Source organism: Undibacterium sp. RuRC25W (genome assembly GCF_049339825.1).
Classification (GTDB): Bacteria; Pseudomonadota; Gammaproteobacteria; order Burkholderiales; family Burkholderiaceae_D; genus Undibacterium.
In genome coordinates this window covers 56,950-73,842 of sequence record NZ_JBMPPD010000026.1, presented here as the reverse complement: position 1 = coordinate 73,842, position 16,893 = coordinate 56,950, and the positions used below count along the sequence as shown (strand labels likewise).

The 16,893-nt window shown below is 48.5% G+C and carries 14 protein-coding genes; all 14 read right to left on the bottom strand.

Going from position 1 to position 16,893, the window contains the following annotated elements; all coding sequences use genetic code 11:
• Positions 1–232 precede the first annotated feature (232 nt).
• The 14 genes from ftsZ to rsmH all read right to left on the bottom strand — a co-directional run bounded on the left by ftsZ (position 233) and on the right by rsmH (position 16,884).
• Positions 233–1,432 carry a cell division protein FtsZ gene (gene ftsZ / locus ACO0KV_RS12890; RefSeq protein ID WP_423042938.1) on the bottom strand — a complete coding sequence of 400 codons (1,200 nt, stop codon included), beginning with the start codon at positions 1,430–1,432 and terminating at the stop codon, positions 233–235.
• Positions 1,433–1,555: 123 nt separating this feature from the next.
• A complete protein-coding gene (gene ftsA / locus ACO0KV_RS12885) occupies positions 1,556–2,788 on the bottom strand; it encodes a cell division protein FtsA (protein WP_423042932.1) in 1,233 nt (410 codons plus the stop codon).
• On the bottom strand, positions 2,785–3,564 hold the full coding sequence (locus ACO0KV_RS12880; RefSeq protein WP_423042931.1) for a cell division protein FtsQ/DivIB: 780 nt from the start codon (positions 3,562–3,564) through the stop codon (positions 2,785–2,787). The genes ftsA and ACO0KV_RS12880 overlap by 4 nt, the downstream gene beginning before the upstream one ends.
• Before the next feature lie 14 nt (positions 3,565–3,578).
• Positions 3,579–4,541, bottom strand: a complete 963-nt coding sequence (locus ACO0KV_RS12875) for a D-alanine--D-alanine ligase (RefSeq protein ID WP_423042937.1) — start codon at positions 4,539–4,541, stop codon at positions 3,579–3,581.
• A 17-nt stretch (positions 4,542–4,558) separates the two neighbouring features.
• Entirely contained in the window at positions 4,559–5,944 is a 1,386-nt protein-coding gene (murC, locus tag ACO0KV_RS12870) for a UDP-N-acetylmuramate--L-alanine ligase (RefSeq protein WP_423042930.1), read from the bottom strand.
• Complete coding sequence (gene murG, locus ACO0KV_RS12865) at positions 5,941–7,017, bottom strand: undecaprenyldiphospho-muramoylpentapeptide beta-N-acetylglucosaminyltransferase (RefSeq protein WP_423042929.1); 1,077 nt, start codon at positions 7,015–7,017, stop codon at positions 5,941–5,943. The genes murC and murG overlap by 4 nt, the downstream gene beginning before the upstream one ends.
• Positions 7,014–8,147 (bottom strand): putative lipid II flippase FtsW, encoded by a 1,134-nt coding sequence (gene ftsW / locus ACO0KV_RS12860; RefSeq protein ID WP_423042936.1) that lies wholly within the window; start codon positions 8,145–8,147, stop codon positions 7,014–7,016. Before ftsW ends, murG begins: the two co-directional genes overlap by 4 nt.
• A gap of 83 nt (positions 8,148–8,230) precedes the next feature.
• The gene (gene murD, locus ACO0KV_RS12855; RefSeq protein ID WP_423042928.1) at positions 8,231–9,733 is read right to left on the bottom strand and encodes a UDP-N-acetylmuramoyl-L-alanine--D-glutamate ligase; all 1,503 of its coding nucleotides are present in this window, start codon (positions 9,731–9,733) and stop codon (positions 8,231–8,233) included.
• Between the two features lie 68 nt (positions 9,734–9,801).
• Positions 9,802–10,971, bottom strand: a complete 1,170-nt coding sequence (mraY, locus tag ACO0KV_RS12850) for a phospho-N-acetylmuramoyl-pentapeptide-transferase (protein ID WP_423042927.1) — start codon at positions 10,969–10,971, stop codon at positions 9,802–9,804.
• A 1-nt stretch (position 10,972) separates the two neighbouring features.
• Positions 10,973–12,367, bottom strand: a complete 1,395-nt coding sequence (locus ACO0KV_RS12845) for a UDP-N-acetylmuramoyl-tripeptide--D-alanyl-D-alanine ligase (RefSeq protein ID WP_423042926.1) — start codon at positions 12,365–12,367, stop codon at positions 10,973–10,975.
• Positions 12,367–13,893, bottom strand: a complete 1,527-nt coding sequence (locus ACO0KV_RS12840; RefSeq protein WP_423042925.1) for a UDP-N-acetylmuramoyl-L-alanyl-D-glutamate--2,6-diaminopimelate ligase — start codon at positions 13,891–13,893, stop codon at positions 12,367–12,369. The genes ACO0KV_RS12845 and ACO0KV_RS12840 overlap by 1 nt, the downstream gene beginning before the upstream one ends.
• Complete coding sequence (locus tag ACO0KV_RS12835; RefSeq protein ID WP_423042924.1) at positions 13,893–15,656, bottom strand: peptidoglycan D,D-transpeptidase FtsI family protein; 1,764 nt, start codon at positions 15,654–15,656, stop codon at positions 13,893–13,895. The genes ACO0KV_RS12840 and ACO0KV_RS12835 overlap by 1 nt, the downstream gene beginning before the upstream one ends.
• A complete protein-coding gene (gene ftsL, locus ACO0KV_RS12830) occupies positions 15,653–15,928 on the bottom strand; it encodes a cell division protein FtsL (RefSeq protein WP_423042923.1) in 276 nt (91 codons plus the stop codon). Before ftsL ends, ACO0KV_RS12835 begins: the two co-directional genes overlap by 4 nt.
• The gene (gene rsmH / locus ACO0KV_RS12825; RefSeq protein WP_423042922.1) at positions 15,925–16,884 is read right to left on the bottom strand and encodes a 16S rRNA (cytosine(1402)-N(4))-methyltransferase RsmH; all 960 of its coding nucleotides are present in this window, start codon (positions 16,882–16,884) and stop codon (positions 15,925–15,927) included. Before rsmH ends, ftsL begins: the two co-directional genes overlap by 4 nt.
• Between the last annotated feature and the right edge of the window lie 9 nt (positions 16,885–16,893).

The window sequence follows — 16,893 nt, the reverse complement described above, 5'->3', positions numbered from 1 at the left end:
GGCTTGATAACCCGCTGAACCTTCTTGATACCGTTTAACAACGGCCAGTTTGAATTGCTTTGTGTATTTACTCATGAAAACACCCCAAAAGTTAGGACGGGTGTCCAACTTTTGGGGTGCAGTTCATCGATGATGCGGTTTTTTTTCGTGCTGTTCAAACCTCTTTACTTGTCTCAGCGCCTTTGCGCACTTTTACATAGCAAAACCACTGAGAAACCTGGATGCAAGTAAATTAGTCAGCTTGCTTACGTAAGAACGCAGGAATGTCGTATGTTTCCATACCATTTTTTTCTAATGCACGCACTGTGTCTGAGGCAGACTCACGACGCCATACAGCTGGTTTGCTCAAACCATCAAAAGCTGGCGCTGCGCTTGCCATACCATTAGATACAGTCGTTGTCGCCATACTGGCGGCAGCCATCATTGGTTCGTTATTGGTACCAGTACGTAGCATTGGCGTTTGTACTAACTGAATATTCTTTTTACCACGGCCTAGACCTGTCGCTACGACAGTGACACGGATGTCGTCGCCCATCGTGTCATCGTAAGCAATACCTTGTGCGATCGAGGCATCAGGTGCAGCGAAAGCGCGAACAGCTGCCATGACTTCCTTGATTTCTTTACCTTTAAGACTGCGGCTAGCAGTGACGTTGACCAATACACCGCGAGCACCTGACAGGTCGATACCATCTAAAAGTGGAGAAGCAACCGCTTGTTCAGCAGCCAGACGTGCACGGTCGACGCCAGAAGCAGTCGCTGTACCCATCATTGCTTTACCTTGTTCGCCCATAATGGTTTTAACGTCGTTAAAGTCAACGTTAATATGACCAGGCACATTGATGATTTCAGCAATACCGGCAACGGCGTTGTTGAGCACATCATCAGCGTGTTGCAGCCATTCGATCATGCTGTCGTCTTCGTAGATCTCTTCCAGTTTTTCATTGAGGATAATGATCAGAGAATCAACGTGTTGTGACAAGGCGTCCAGACCTTCGTCAGCGATGTCCATGCATTTCTTACCTTCGTAAGAAAAAGGCTTAGAAACGACAGCAACCGTCAGCGCGCCCAGTTCTTTAGCTACCTGAGCAACTACCGGTGCAGCACCCGTGCCTGTTCCACCGCCCATACCGGCAGCGATGAACACCATATGTGCACCACGCAATGCATCTTCGATGCGTGCACGGGAATCTTCAGCCAGCTTGCGACCAACTTCTGGCTTCATCCCAGCACCCAAACCGGTTTCGCCGATTTGAATAACGTTATGCGCTTTAGATTGCAACAATGCTTGTGCATCCGTATTGGCAGCAATGAACTCAACGCCAGAAACACCTTTGTTGATCATATGCTGAACCGCATTGCCGCCTGCACCACCTACGCCGACAACCTTAATTACGGTGCCTTGTGTGGCGTTATCAACCATATCGAACTCCATCATGACTCCTCCAGGTAGGCAGTTATCAGTCGCTAATCATCACCCGATGAGACGCCTAGCGACTAATAACTGTATATCAATCCATTATAAAATGACTATACCATTTGTGATACAAAAAGCTGACTAAAAATTCCCCAAAAACCACTCTTTCATGCGTTGCCAGGCCGCTTTTGCAGAACCTTCCTGCCTTGTGACCAGATTTCCACGCAAGTACTGCTTCTTTGCTTCCAACAACAACCCCAAAACTGTCGCATAACGAGGACTACGAACAACATCTGCTAGTTGCCCGCTGTACGCAGGCATACCCAATCTGGTCGGCTTCAAAAAGATATCTTCAGCCATTTCAACCATCCCCGGCATCGCTGACGATCCCCCCGTCAAGACGATGCCGGAGGACAGTACATCCTCATAGCCTGACTCGCGCACAACCTGATGAACCAACGCAAACAATTCTTCAACGCGCGGCTCAATTACCGCAGCCAGCGCCTGACGTGACAACGAACGTGGGCCGCGGTCGCCTAAACCGGGAACTTCCAAGGTATCCGCTGGATCTGCCAACACTTGTTTAGCAACACCAAACCGTACTTTAATTTCTTCCGCTTCAGACGTTGGCGTGCGCAACGCCATGGCAATGTCGTTAGTAATCTGATCGCCGGCAATAGGAATGACCGCAGTATGGCGAATTGCACCTTCACTAAACACTGCCACATCGGTTGTTCCGCCACCGATATCAATCAGTACCACGCCTAATTCTTTTTCATCACGGGTCAGCACGGCTTCAGCGGAAGCCATCGGCTGTAAAATCAGGTCAGATACTTCCAGGCCACAGCGACGGACACATTTCACAATATTTTGAACTGCTGAAACCGCACCCGTGACGATGTGAACTTTTACTTCCAGTCGAATGCCACTCATTCCGATTGGCTCACGAACATCATCCTGGTTATCCACAATAAATTCTTGCGGCAAGGTGTGCAACAACTGCTGATCAGTAGGAATATTGACCGCTTTGGCCGTTTCGATCACGCGCGAGACGTCGGCTGCGGTGACTTCTTTATCTTTGATAGCCACCATGCCGCTTGAATTAAAGCTGCGTATATGACTACCTGCAATGCCCGTATAGACGCGACTGATTTTGCAATCGGCCATGAGTTCTGCTTCTTCTAATGCGCGCTGAATGGACTCAACCGTCGCTTCGATGTTGACGACAACACCCTTTTTCAAACCTTTCGATTCATGCTGTCCCAAACCGATCACTTCATGTCTGCCATCAGGCATGACTTCAGCGACTACCGCCACAATTTTAGATGTACCGATATCGAGACCAACGATCAGATTTTTTGCGTCTTTTGTCATGTCTTTCCAATTGCCTTTGTTTGCTTTTTCGATCCCTGAGGATGGGCATATCTCATGGCCAACCCATTCGGATAACGCATATCTACACTTTCAATACTATCTTGTGCATTGGCGACCAGTTTTGGATAAATCATCATTAACTTGTCTACCTGCGACTTCAGCGTCGAACCATCCTGAATCCGTCCCAACTCAACCCGCATCCCATTATTCAGATTGACGCTCCATGCGTACCGAGGCGAGTATGTCACCGAGTCTGGGGTCAAATTAACTCTGCCAAACCACTCTTTAAATGCCAGATACTGCGTCAACACTTCTTTTTCACTACCATCTGGTCCACTGAACGCAATCAGATCAGTATCGTCCTCTGCCTCAGCCAAATTGGCGGTAAAAACGTCTCCCGCTACCGAGATCAGGCGCCCATCATCACCCCAGGTTCCTAAAGCAACATGCTCATCCAGAGTAACGGTCAGTTTATTTGGCCATTCTCTTTGCACACTCGCCTTACGTACCCATGGCACGCTTTCAAAAGCACCGCGCACAGCGTCAAGATTGGCGGTGAAGAAGTTCCCACGGATTTTCGGCAATGCAGAATTTTTGATAGTCACCACATTCACATGTCTTAGGGCTTGCGGCGTTACACCAACTACCTTAATCGTCGATAAGGTAAACATCGGTCGCTGTATTACCCACCAGACACCAGACGCAATCAGGACGAGCAATACCAAGCCAAATAAAGCATTGGCGATATTATTCATCATTTTGACGTCATGCCACATCCGTTTTATCCTCTTTATTTCGCTTCAGTATGAATTTTCAGACGTGCTGTTTTTAAAATTTCAAGACAAATATCTTCATAACTCAGACCCGTTGCCTTGGCTGCCATCGGCACTAGAGAGTGACCGGTCATTCCAGGCGATGTATTGATTTCTAACAAAAATGGTTTGTTATCAGATTTGCGCAACAAGACGTCAACCCGCGCCCAACCTTCGCAATCCAGGGAGCGGTAAGCATCGACCGCCATCTGTTGAATTTCTGCTGTCAGCTCATTATCTAATGGTGCCGGACATAAATACTTGGTGTCATCTGTAAAATATTTGTTCTGGTAGTCATAATTTCCATCAGGTGCAACGATTTCAATGATCGGTAACGCATAGGCACCTTTCCCGCGACCTAAAATGGCAATTGTCAACTCACGGCCTTCAACAAATTCTTCTGCAAGGACAACGTCGTCAAATTGCGCAGCCAATGCATAAGCATCCTGCATTTCGGAATAGCCTTTGACTTTGGTGATACCAATCGTCGAGCCTTCATGAGGTGGCTTGATAATGAGGGGTAAGCCTAATTCATCAGGAACTTCGCGCAAAGAGGTTTCTGGAGTTAATACGGCGTACTTGGGCGTGCTTAAACCATGCGTCTGCCAAATACGTTTTGTGAAAATTTTATCCATCGCAATCGCAGATGCCATTACACCGCTGCCTGTGTAAGGAATGTTGAGTTGTTCCAACACCCCTTGCAAAGTGCCATCTTCACCATAACGGCCATGCAGCGCAATAAATACACGATCAAATTTTTCAGCGGCCAGTTCAGCAACATTGCGTTGTGACGGATCAAAAGGATGCGCATCTACCCCACGCGCCTTGAGAGCAGCTAACACGCCTGTGCCGGACATCACAGAAATATCATGCTCCGCAGAACGACCACCGAACAAGACACCGACTTTACCTAACGATTTAATATTCAATTCACTCATGATGATCTGATGTTAATTTTTTATTTTGCCTGCGCCAGTTTTGCTGGCACCGCACTGATGGAACCCGCTCCCATGACGATCAATACATCGCCGTCTTTTAAAACATGCAACAGACTGTCCGGCATTTCCTGAATATTCTCCACAAATACTGGCTCCACTTTCCCACTGACACGGAGGGCGCGTGTCAGTGCACGTCCATCCGCAGCCAGTATTGGTGCTTCACCTGCGGCATACACTTCAGCTAGCACCACGGCATCAGCGGTCGCGATCACTTTGACGAAGTCTTCAAATAAATCCCGCGTTCTTGTATAACGATGTGGCTGGAACGCCAACACCAAACGACGGTCTGGATAAGCACCACGCGCAGCAGCAAGTGTGGCTGCCATTTCAACTGGGTGATGACCATAATCGTCAACGAGCGCAAAGCTGCCGCCTGCAGCTAGTGCTATTTCACCGTAACGCGTGAAGCGACGACCTACGCCGTTAAATTCACTCAAGGCTTTCTGCGTAGCTTCATCGGCAACACCCACTTCACGTGCAATCGCAATGGCGGCGCAGGCATTTTGCACATTGTGCATACCGGGTTGATTCAGGCTCACCTGCATATCAGTATACCCATCCTGAACAACCGTGAAATGCATCTTACCGCCGGACGCAGTAGCGTTGACTGCACGCACCTCTGCCTCCTCATGAAAACCATACGTGACAATCGGTTTAGAAATCATTGGCATGATTTCGCGCACATTCGCATCATCCAGACACAAAACGGCAACGCCGTAAAATGGTAATCGTTGCGTAAATTCGACGAATGCCTGTTTTAACCTTCCAAAGTCATGACCGTAGGTTTCCATATGGTCTGCATCAATGTTGGTAATCACTTCGATGACTGGCAACAGATTCAAAAATGAGGCATCCGATTCATCGGCTTCAGCAACGATAAAATCTCCGCTACCTAATTTTGCATTGGCACCAGCACTGTTCAAGCGACCACCGATGACAAAGGTTGGGTCAAAACCACCTTGGGCCAGAATACTTGCCACCAGACTAGTTGTCGTCGTTTTACCGTGCGTACCTGCAATCGCGATGCCGCTCTTTAAGCGCATTAATTCAGCCAACATCAAAGCGCGTGGCACGATGGGTATATGTTTTTCTCTAGCGGCAATAACTTCTGGGTTATCGGCTTTCACGGCAGTCGAAGTAACGACCGCATCAGCGCCGTCGATGTGCGTCGCTGCATGGCCGATTTTCACATCCGCGCCTAACTGCGCCAAGCGCTGAGACGCCGTATTACTGCTCAGGTCAGACCCAGAAATGGTATATCCCAGATTGAGTAACACTTCTGCGATACCGCTCATGCCTGAGCCGCCGATACCGACAAAATGAATGTGTTTAACTTTATGTTTCATACTAATGCTTCCAAAATTATTGCAATGTTTTTGCTAGCGTCACGCTGCCCCGAGGCGTAGGCATGTTTTGCCATCGTCAGACATTGCTCTCTGTTGAGCGCTTGCAATTGCGCTGCCAACTTTGCTGGATTAAGTTCCGCTTGTGGCAAATAAATCGCTGCACCTTGTTTTTCCATCCACACGGCGTTTTCTTTTTGGTGCGATGTACTTGATGCCATAAAGGGAACCAAAATACTTGCCACACCGGCTGCCGTCAATTCGGAAACAGTAATCGCACCGGCACGACAAATCACGAGATCAGCTTCTGCATATCGATGTGGCATATCATCAATAAAATCCAGGACTTCTGCGTCTACACCCGCTTTTGCATAGTTATCGCGCAATGCCTCAATATTCTGCTTACCGGATTGATGTGTGACTACTGGTCGTTGCGCAGCCGGAATCATTGCTAATGCCTGCGGCAAACAATCATTCAAGACTCTGGCACCTAAACTACCGCCAACAATCAGAATTTTTAATGCGCCCTGACGTCCGACATAACGGAGTTCTGGTGCAGGTAATTCGCAAATATCTTTACGAATCGGGTTCCCTGTTACCTGTAATTTCGCATCAGCAGGATGAGTTGCCGATGGCAGTCCAAACAACAATTTACTCGCAAAGGGGCGCAACGCTTTATTGGATAACAACAATGCCGCATCTGCATTCATTAATACCAATGGCTTGCCACGCAACGATGCCATCAATCCACCTGGCACCGTGACATAACCGCCCATGCCTAATACGACGTCGGGCTGCCTTGCACTGATAATTTTTAAACAGCTGAAAAAACTTTTCACCAATTTAAACGCGCCAGTGACAGTATGTTTCCAGCCTTTTCCACGCAGTCCAGTAAATTCGAGACTATCCATCGGAACGCCATGCTTAGGAACGATCTGGCATTCCATGCCTGTACTTGTCCCAAGCCAGGATACTTCCCAGCCACGTTCGCGCATGATGTCGGCAATCGCTAGCCCAGGAAAAATGTGCCCCCCAGTACCTGCCGCCATAATCATTAGTTTTTTTCTAGCACTCATGCCCGACCTCCGCGCATCAGTACCCTATTTTCAAAATCTACTCTAAGCAAAATCGCTAACCCTACACAATTAATCATGACACCTGAACCGCCATAACTCATCAATGGCAGCGTCAAACCTTTGGTTGGTAACAGCCCAAGGTTCACACCCATGTTAATAAACGCCTGTACACCAATCCAGATACCAATACCTTTTGCCGTGAGACCAGCAAATGTCTGATCAAGTGCAATTGCCTGACGGCCGATCTCAAATGCTCTTTTTAGTATCCAGTAAAATAATAAAACCACGACAAGGACACCGACAAATCCAAGCTCTTCACCAATCACGGCCAGTAAAAAGTCCGTGTGTGCCTCAGGAAGATAATGTAATTTTTCTACACTGGCCCCTAAGCCAACGCCCAATATTTCACCCCGTCCAAAGGCGATCAACGAGTGAGACAACTGATATGCTTTACCCAAGGCATTATCTTCCTGCCACGGATTCATATAAGCAAAAATCCGCTCACGCCGCCATGGTGATAAAACAATAACGAGTGAGAATATGCCAACTAGGGTGGCTGCAATACCACCAAACCAGATACCATTAATCCCCCCCAAAAACAGAATGCCCATCGCAATACAAACGATCACACCAAATGCACCCAGATCTGGCTCGAGCAATAGCAGCAACCCGACCACGCCAACTGCGACTAACATTGGCACAAATCCCTTGGTCAGTTTATGCATGTATTCTTGTTTGCGCACGGTGTAATCAGCTGCATACAACACCATGAATAGTTTCATAAATTCAGAAGGCTGAATGTTAAAGACTTTAAAAGACAGCCAACGCTTCGCGCCATTCACCCCTTTACCTAAGCCTGGAATCAATACAGCGACTAACAAAATCAGCGTAATCACAAATATATACGGCGTAATTCTTTGCCAGCTCACCAGCGGCACTCTGAATGCAAACGCTCCAGCGACCAAAGAAACCAAAATAAATACCGACTGACGTACCAGAAAATGATTATTGGTATAGTTCGCATACTTCGGTGAATCTGGTAATGAAATCGATGCTGAATACACCATGACCATACCGAATAACATCAGTATCATGGTGACCCATACCAACGCTTGGTCATAGTTCATCATTTTTGAACGATGCACTAACTGCGTTTGCGGACCAGGGGCCGAAAACGGTAGAAAGCGTTGAAATGGACGCAGCACTTGCTTCATCAGCAAATCTCCCCGCGGGCCAATGCGACTTCACGAACCGCATTCACAAAAACCTCAGCTCTGTGCGCATAGTTACGGAACATATCAAGGCTGGCACAAGCAGGCGACAACAAGACAATATCACCGGGCTGCGCCGTATTGGCAGCAGCCTGAACTGCTAGGTCGAGATCATCCACATCTTCGCATTCAACCTGAGTCACCTCCAGTGCCAAGCGAATTTCTGGTCTGGCTTTCCCGATGAGAATGACTTTTTTCGCGTAGCGCTCTACCGCATCGGCCAGAGGTGAAAAATCTTGCCCCTTACCTTCACCACCAGCGATCAGGACAATCCGTTTTTCTGGTGAATCAGATTGCTGACCAAGTCCCTTCAACGCAGCAACCGTTGCCCCAACGTTGGTTCCTTTACTATCATCAATATAGTCCACCGCCGCGATAGTATTGATTAACTCGACGCGATGTGGCTCACCTTTATATTCGCGCAAACCATGTAATAGCGGGGCAAAGGTGAGACCGATCCCACGACATAACGCTAACGCAGCGAGCGCATTAGCTGCATTATGCTGCCCACGGATTTGCAATGCGTCAGTCGGCATTAGCCGAGTGATCAGCAATGGCATTTCTTCCGCATCTTTTTTCTTACGTCGACTGGTGACAACCGGCGCGTCCTCAGCGGGTGTCGCCGTCACCAGCCAGCCCATGCCGTGCTCATTCAACAAACCAAGATCGCCGATGATCTCTGGCTCTTCAAGACCAAAAGTTACGACCTGAGCCTGAGATTTGGCCATGGCCATCACCAAAGCATCATCACGATTTAATACCTGAATCGTTTTGTCAGCAAAAATTTTTGCCTTATCCGCGCAATACGCAGAAACACTGCCGTGCCAATCCAGATGATCCTGCGTAATGTTGAGCACCGTTGCAACATCCGCTTGCAGACTTACTGTACTGTGCAGTTGAAAACTGGATAACTCTAAAACCCAAACGTCAGGTAAAGCGTCCTTCTCAAGATCATCACGCAACACGTCAAGAACAGCAGGACTGATGTTGCCCGCAACGCGGGTGCGCAAGCCAGCACGTTCGCACAACAATCCAACCAGACTAGTAACTGTCGTTTTACCATTGGTGCCAGTAATCGCAATCACCTTCGGCGCATAAGCACGTTCTTCTTTCAAACTGACTAATGCTTGCGCAAAGAATTCGATTTCGCCCCATAACGGAATCTGACGCTCGTTAGCAGCCGCCGCTATCTCTTTTAATTCCAGCAGCGGCGACAAGCCAGGGCTCAATGCAACGTAGTCTACGCCGTCCAATAACTCAGCATTGAAAGGACCCGCGACAAATTCAATCTGTCCACCCATTGCCATCAATGCAGGTAAGCGATCCGGCGTCTCACGCGTATCAGCAACACGCAATTGCGCACCAGCGCGCAGCAACCAATGCGCCATTGCGAGGCCCGACTCACCGAGACCTAAAACCAATACGTGTTTTCCAGAAAAATTCATAGGCAACAGTTCAGACAATCAAAAAATAATCAAACAAACAGATCAACACAGTGCATCAACGTAATGAATCAACGTAATTTTAGCGATGCCAGACCAACAAGCACCAACAGCATGGTTATGATCCAAAAGCGAACAACAACTTGTGTTTCTTTCCAGCCTTTTTTCTCGAAATGATGGTGCAATGGCGCCATTAAGAATAAGCGGCGTCCTTCGCCATAACGCTTCTTGGTGAATTTAAAATAACCCACTTGCAAAATAATAGACACGGTCTCTGCAACAAAAATGCCACCCATGATGAACAGGACGATTTCCTGACGAATAATGACTGCAATCGTACCTAACGCACCTCCCAGTGCGAGCGCGCCAACGTCTCCCATAAATACTTGTGCCGGATGCGCGTTGAACCATAAAAAAGCGAGCCCTGCACCAGCCATCGCGCCACAGAAAATCAGCAATTCACCTGCCCCTGGAATATGTGGAATTAACAGATACTTTGCATAGACCACGTTACCTGTGAGGTAGGCAAAAATGCCTAGTGTTGAACCAACCATGATGATCGGCATTATCGCAAGCCCATCCAAACCATCAGTAAAATTAACCGCGTTACTGGTACCAACGATGACGCAATATGTCAGAGCGATAAAGCCCCAGACGCCAAGCGGATAACTGATCGTTTTAAAAAATGGCACAATCAGATCGGCTTTGGGCGGTAAGTCCATATTGAAGCCCGACTGTACCCAAGCAAATAACAAATCGAGAATCTTCGAGCTGCTTGGAGCAGAAACGGAAAACGCCAGATAAAAAGCAGCGATCAATCCAATGATGGACTGCCACATATATTTTTCTCGGGAGCGCATACCTTCAGGATCTTTATTAACGACCTTCCGATAATCATCAACCCAACCGATCGCACCATAACCAAAGGTGACGATCATAACAACCCAAATGAAACGATTGCTTAAATCTGCCCACAACAACGTCGAGATCGCGATCGATATCAAAATCAAAGCACCACCCATGGTTGGCGTGCCCGATTTGACGAGATGTGTTTCCATACCATAGGCGCGTACTGCCTGACCAACTTTCAGACGTGTCAGCATACGGATCACCGCCGGACCGGAAAAAATACCGATTGCCAGCGCAGTCATGGTTGCAAACACTGCACGGAATGTAATAAAACCAAAGACGCGCAGCAGCCCCAGATCCTGTTTAAAAAATTCTGCTAACCAGAGCAACATGCTAGTGAGTTCCTATTTTTTTTTGTTGTAAAGATTGTTCTGCACCAAGCAGATGGGCGACGACGCGCTCCATTTTCATAAATCGCGACCCCTTGACCAATACCTTGCTGTCACTGTTAACACGGGCATCGAGCGCGGAGACGAGTGCTGCGATATCGTTAAAGTATGCGGCGCCTGCACCAAAACCTGTGGCACTATGACTGACCTGATCACCCAGCAAATACAACCCTGAAAGACCGGACGCCAGCGCGTAGGCACCAATTTCGTGATGGAACTCGGCACCGTTTTCACCGACCTCCCCCATATCACCAAGAATCAGTATCGTATCGCCACCTAATTGTTTTAACACATCAATGGCTGCACGGACAGAGTCAGGATTGGCATTGTAAGTATCGTCAATCACGGTCGCTCCACAAGCGGCTTCTTTACGTTGCAGGCGCCTGGAAACCGGATGGAAATTTTCCAGTCCACGAACAATAACGTCGTCAGCAATACCAATCGCATGACAGCACGCTGCGGCGGCTAGTGCGTTTAAGACATTGTGCTGACCTGCGGCTTGTAAGTGAATCAATGATTCTTTACCGGCTAGACGCATCGTTATATCGCTGCCAAACACGCTTACAGTGTAAGTACCAGAAACATCGGCATCCGCTGTCAATCCAAAGCTGAGTACAGTGCGATGCCCTTGTTCACTGGCATAACTGCGCCAGAGTGCACTGTATTCATCATCGTGAGGGAATACCGCGACACCGTTCTCAGGCAGTGCTTTGATTGCGGTACCATTTTCTTCTGCAACAGCGCGAACTGTCTGCATAAATTCTTGGTGTTCTCGCTGGGCGTTATTGACCAGAGCAACAGTCGGCAATGCAACGGACGCCAACAAGGCAATCTCGCCAGGATGATTCATTCCCATTTCGATAACGGCAGCCCGATGCAATGGAGTCAACTCGAGAATAGTCAGAGGGACACCGATTTCATTGTTCAGATTACCTTTAGTTGATAAACGCTGCGTCTCACCAAACGCTGTAGCTAAAATCGTGGCAATCATTTCTTTGACTGTCGTTTTACCATTACTGCCAGTAACACCAATCACGGGTAGTGAAAACTGTTGCCGCCAGAAACGACCGACTTCAGCCAAAGCAAGTCTGGTGTCTGGAACAAGCAAAGCTGGCAACGGAAAATCTGCCGGCAGCTGTTCTGCAATCACAGCAACAGCACCGGTTGTAGCTATTTGCGGCAAAAAATCATGGGCATCAAATTGTTCACCGCGCAAAGCAACGAAGACATCGCCTGCTTTGATTTTCCGGCTGTCCGTTGATAAACCAGTGATGCGCGCATCTGCGGTCATTGACGCGTTGCTCAGCGAGGAAGCCAGTTGTTTAAAAGTGAATTCCATCAGCTACCTCTCTTCATATTACCGCTAGTTGCGACGGTAGCGAGTGCCAGTGCTGCATGCTCTTCATCAGAAAACGGCCATTTTTTACCAAGAATATCCTGATAAGTTTCATGTCCTTTTCCTGCTAACAGAACCACGTCCTGATTGCCTGCGTGTTTGATTGCATAAAGGATAGCGTTAGCGCGGTCTTCGACAACATGCGGTGGCACGCTCATGCCTGCAACAATGTTCTGAATAATGATGGCCGGATTCTCGCTACGCGGGTTGTCACTGGTAACAACAACGTGATCTGCGCTCTCAGCGATCTTGCCCATTTGCGGACGTTTGCCCGGATCGCGATCACCGCCACAGCCAAACACACACCACAATTCGCCATGGCGTTCTTGTGCAACATGACGCAATGCACCGATTGTTTTTTCTAGGGCGTCAGGCGTATGCGCGTAGTCGATCACAACCATCACGTGCCCAGCGGTACCGAGAAGTTGCATGCGCCCAGGAACAGGCAATAGTTTTTCAATCGTCGCGACTGCTTTTGCAAAATTCAAGCCCTTGGCAAAAAGAACTGCCAGTACACCGAGAATATTGCTGATATTAAATTGTCCAATCAACTGCGTTTTAACCAGACCACTACCATAGGGTGATTCCAGATGGAAGCTAGTACCCGTATGTGAGGTCTTCAGATTGGATGCTGACAGCAAGGGAATGTCGTCACCTTCACGCTTCTCAAGGCTGTAGCCGATGACTGTTAACGCAGGATATGTTTGACGAAGCTTGCCCAGCAGTTGTTCGCCAAAAGGATCGTCAAGATTAAGAACTGCAGTACCAAGTCCTGGCCAGTCAAACAGGGCACTTTTCGCCTCGGCGTAATGCGCCATATCACCGTGGTAATCGAGATGATCCCGGGTCAGATTGGTCAGTAAAGCGACATCGATATGTAAGCCGAGCAAACGGCCTTGTTCCAGACCGATCGAGGAAGCTTCAATTGCCAGCGCTTGTGCACCGTCATCTCGCATTGCTGCCAGACCACGTTGCAAGCTAATCGGATCGGGAGTGGTAAATCCGGTTTCGGCTAACTGCCCAAGAAGACCATTTTTATAAAGCCCAACACCTAACGTACCTACTACGGCAGTGTCACACTTATTCAAGGACAGTGCTTTTGCTAGCCATTGCGTGCAAGAGGTTTTGCCATTGGTGCCAGTAACGGCAATGCTGTACATCGCCGCATCAGGAACGTTATACCAAGCACTGGCAATGGCGCCTAATTGCTTTTGTAAATCGGCAACCGCCAAATGTGGCGTTGTGATTGTCTCATCCCATACGTAATCGTTGGCTTCATAGACAACAGCGACAGTGCCTTTGGCGATAGCATCACGGATATATTGACGCCCGTCGCCGTGATGAGCACGGACGGCAAAAAAGATATCGCCTTCTGCGATAGTTCTGGTATTGGAGCTCAGTTGCGCCTTTGGTGCGACTTGTCTGAGCCAGTTGATGATGTCATTCATTGATAAGTTATTTGTTGTCATTACATGCTCTCCTGAACGCTGTTATCAGGAACAATCGTCGTAATGGACGAGTCAGGAGGAACATTCATTGAACGTAAGACGTTTGCGGTAATCGCCGAGAACACAGGCGCAGCAACGGTGCCGCCGTAATAACCACCGGCACTAGGCTCATCAATCATCACTGCGACGATCACGCGTGGATTGGAGACTGGCGCAAAGCCGACAAAATCGCCGACGTATTTATTCACGTAGCGACCGCCTTCAATTTTATGTGCCGTACCGGTTTTACCTGCAACGCGATATCCAGGCACACGCGCTTGGGTGGCGGTGCCGCCGGGCAGAGTTACTGATTCCATCATACTGCGCATTTCCATGACGGTTTTTTGCGCAATAACACGTTGGCCCTTCGGTGCTTCGACTGATTTCTGAAAAGTCAGCGGGATCATATCGCCGTCACGGGCAAAAATCATATAAGCGCGAGCAATTTGAATCAACGACACTGAAATACCATGACCATAGCTCATGGTAGCCTGCTCAATAGGTCGCCAGTTTTTATAACTGCGCAAACGCCCCGCGACAGCACCTGGAAAACCAAACTTAGGTTGCTGACCAAAACCGACGCTTGTAAACATCTCCCACATCTCTTGCGGCTGCATGGTAAAGGAGATTTTTGCAGTACCAATGTTCGATGATTTCTGAATCACTTGTGCGACTGTCAGCGCATCCATTTTATGCGCGTCATGAATCGTCGCTGTACCGATGGTCATGTGTCCAGGTGCCGTCTGAAACACGGTTTCTGGTGTAACGCGCCCTTTATCGAGTGCCAGCGCGACAGTAAATGGTTTCAGTGTTGAGCCAGGCTCAAAAGTATCAGTCAAGACACGGTTTCGTAATTGCGCACCCGTCAGTACCGAACGATCATTGGGGTTATACGCTGGCAAATTAACCAATGCGAGTACTTCCCCCGTCTTGACATCGAGCACCACGGCGGCACCCGCTTTTGCCTTGTGCTTCTCAACGGCATCTTTCAGATGCGTAAATGCAATGTATTGGATTTTGCTATCGATTGATAGGTTCAGTTCATGCCCATCATGCGGTTCGCGGATGGCGCGGATATCCTCAACAATGTGTCCCAGACGATCTTTAATAACACGGCGGCTGCCCAGTTTTCCGGCTAACTCTTTTTCGGAAGCTAACTCAATCCCTTCCTGTCCGACATCTTCGACGTTGGTAAAACCAACGACATGCGCCATGATTTCACCCTCTGGGTAAAATCGCTTATATTCTTTGCGCGTATCGATCCCTGGAATGCCCAGTGCCTGAATCTTTTCTGATACCTCAGCTTCCACCTGACGCTTCAGATATACAAACTGACGATCGGAATTGAGCTTTTTGCGCAAGTCTGCCTCAGTCATATCCAGCAACTGGGCTAACTGCCGGATTTTTTCTGGTGGAGCACTGAGGACGTCTTCGGGAATCGCCCAGATCGCCTTGACTGGCACGGATGACGCCAACACTTCGCCGTTTCTGTCGGTAATTTTGCCACGGGTTGCTGGCAACTCTAAGGTACGGGCGTAGCGGCTGGCTCCTTGTTTTTGTAAAAATTCAGTCGTAATTCCCTGCAACCACAACGCGCGCACAATCAACGCCAGAAAAGCACCAAATAAAAGGAATAACACGAGGCGGGAACGCCACGTTGGCAATTTTACATCTAACACGGGGTTAGATGAAAATGACACGCCACGCGATGCTGCTGTGCGCGTGCTGTTCCCGACACGACTCATTTTAGCTCCTCAGCTTTCAAATACTGGGTACGCTCTGGCGTGACAACGACCATATTAAGATTGCGCGTCGCTGTTTCTTCGATACGCGCGTGTTTGCCGTAAGTCGATTGATCGAGTTTTAGTTGCGTCCACTGCAATTCATATTGTTTGCTAAGACTTTGCTCACTCTCGAGCTCAATAAATAAATGACGCGCTTGATACTGCGCATTAATGAGCGACAAAGCACAGCCAATAAGCATGATAGCCAATACAATATTGAAGCGGGTCGTCATGTTTTACCCTCCGGCAAACGCTCTGACACGCGCAGAATGGCTGATCGCGAGCGAGGATTTTCCGTCACTTCAGCCTCTGAAGGCTTAATCCGGTTAAGTAAACGCATCTGAGGCTGCGGTAAATCGAGATACCGAATTGGCAAACGACGATCAGGCTGTTCAACCTTGACTTTAGAAGCAAAAAATTGTTTGACGATGCGGTCTTCCAACGAATGGAAACTGATCACCGACATTCGCCCAAAAGGTGCTAATGCCGAGAAAGCTGATTCCAGACCTATCTCGAGATCTTCAAGCTCTTTATTGACGAAAATCCGTATAGCCTGAAAGGTGCGAGTTGCCGGGTCCTTGCCCTTCTCGCGAGTTTTGACGGCGTGTGCGACGAGTTCTGCAAGCTGTCGGGTTCCAGTAATGGCATCCGTCTGCCGGCGAGCAACAATCGCCTTTGCAATCTGAAAAGCAAACCGTTCTTCCCCATAATTTTTAATAACCTCCCTAATTTTTTCTTCATCTTCTTTCGCCAACCATTCGGCTGCCGAGATGCCGCGTGTCGTATCCATGCGCATGTCCAAGGGACCGTCAGCACGAAAACTAAAACCGCGACTCGCATCGTCGACTTGTGGCGATGAAATACCCAGATCCATCAAAATGCCGTCCACATGCGTGACACCGAGTTCTTGCAGCGCATCCGACATCGTGGCAAAGCTATCGTGAACAATATGAAAGCGTGGATCGTTAATCTGTGATGCACTGGCAATTGCCTGTGTATCTTTATCAAACGCAATCAGGCGTCCTTGCGGCCCCAATTGCTGCAAAATCAGGCGACTGTGGCCGCCGCGCCCAAAGGTACCGTCAATGTAGATGCCGTTGGCACGTTCACCTTGAACATCCAGGGCGTCCACAGCCTCGTGCAAAAGCACTGTCTTGTGCGTGAATTCTGTCGCTGCTTGGTTCGTCATTTCTCGCGA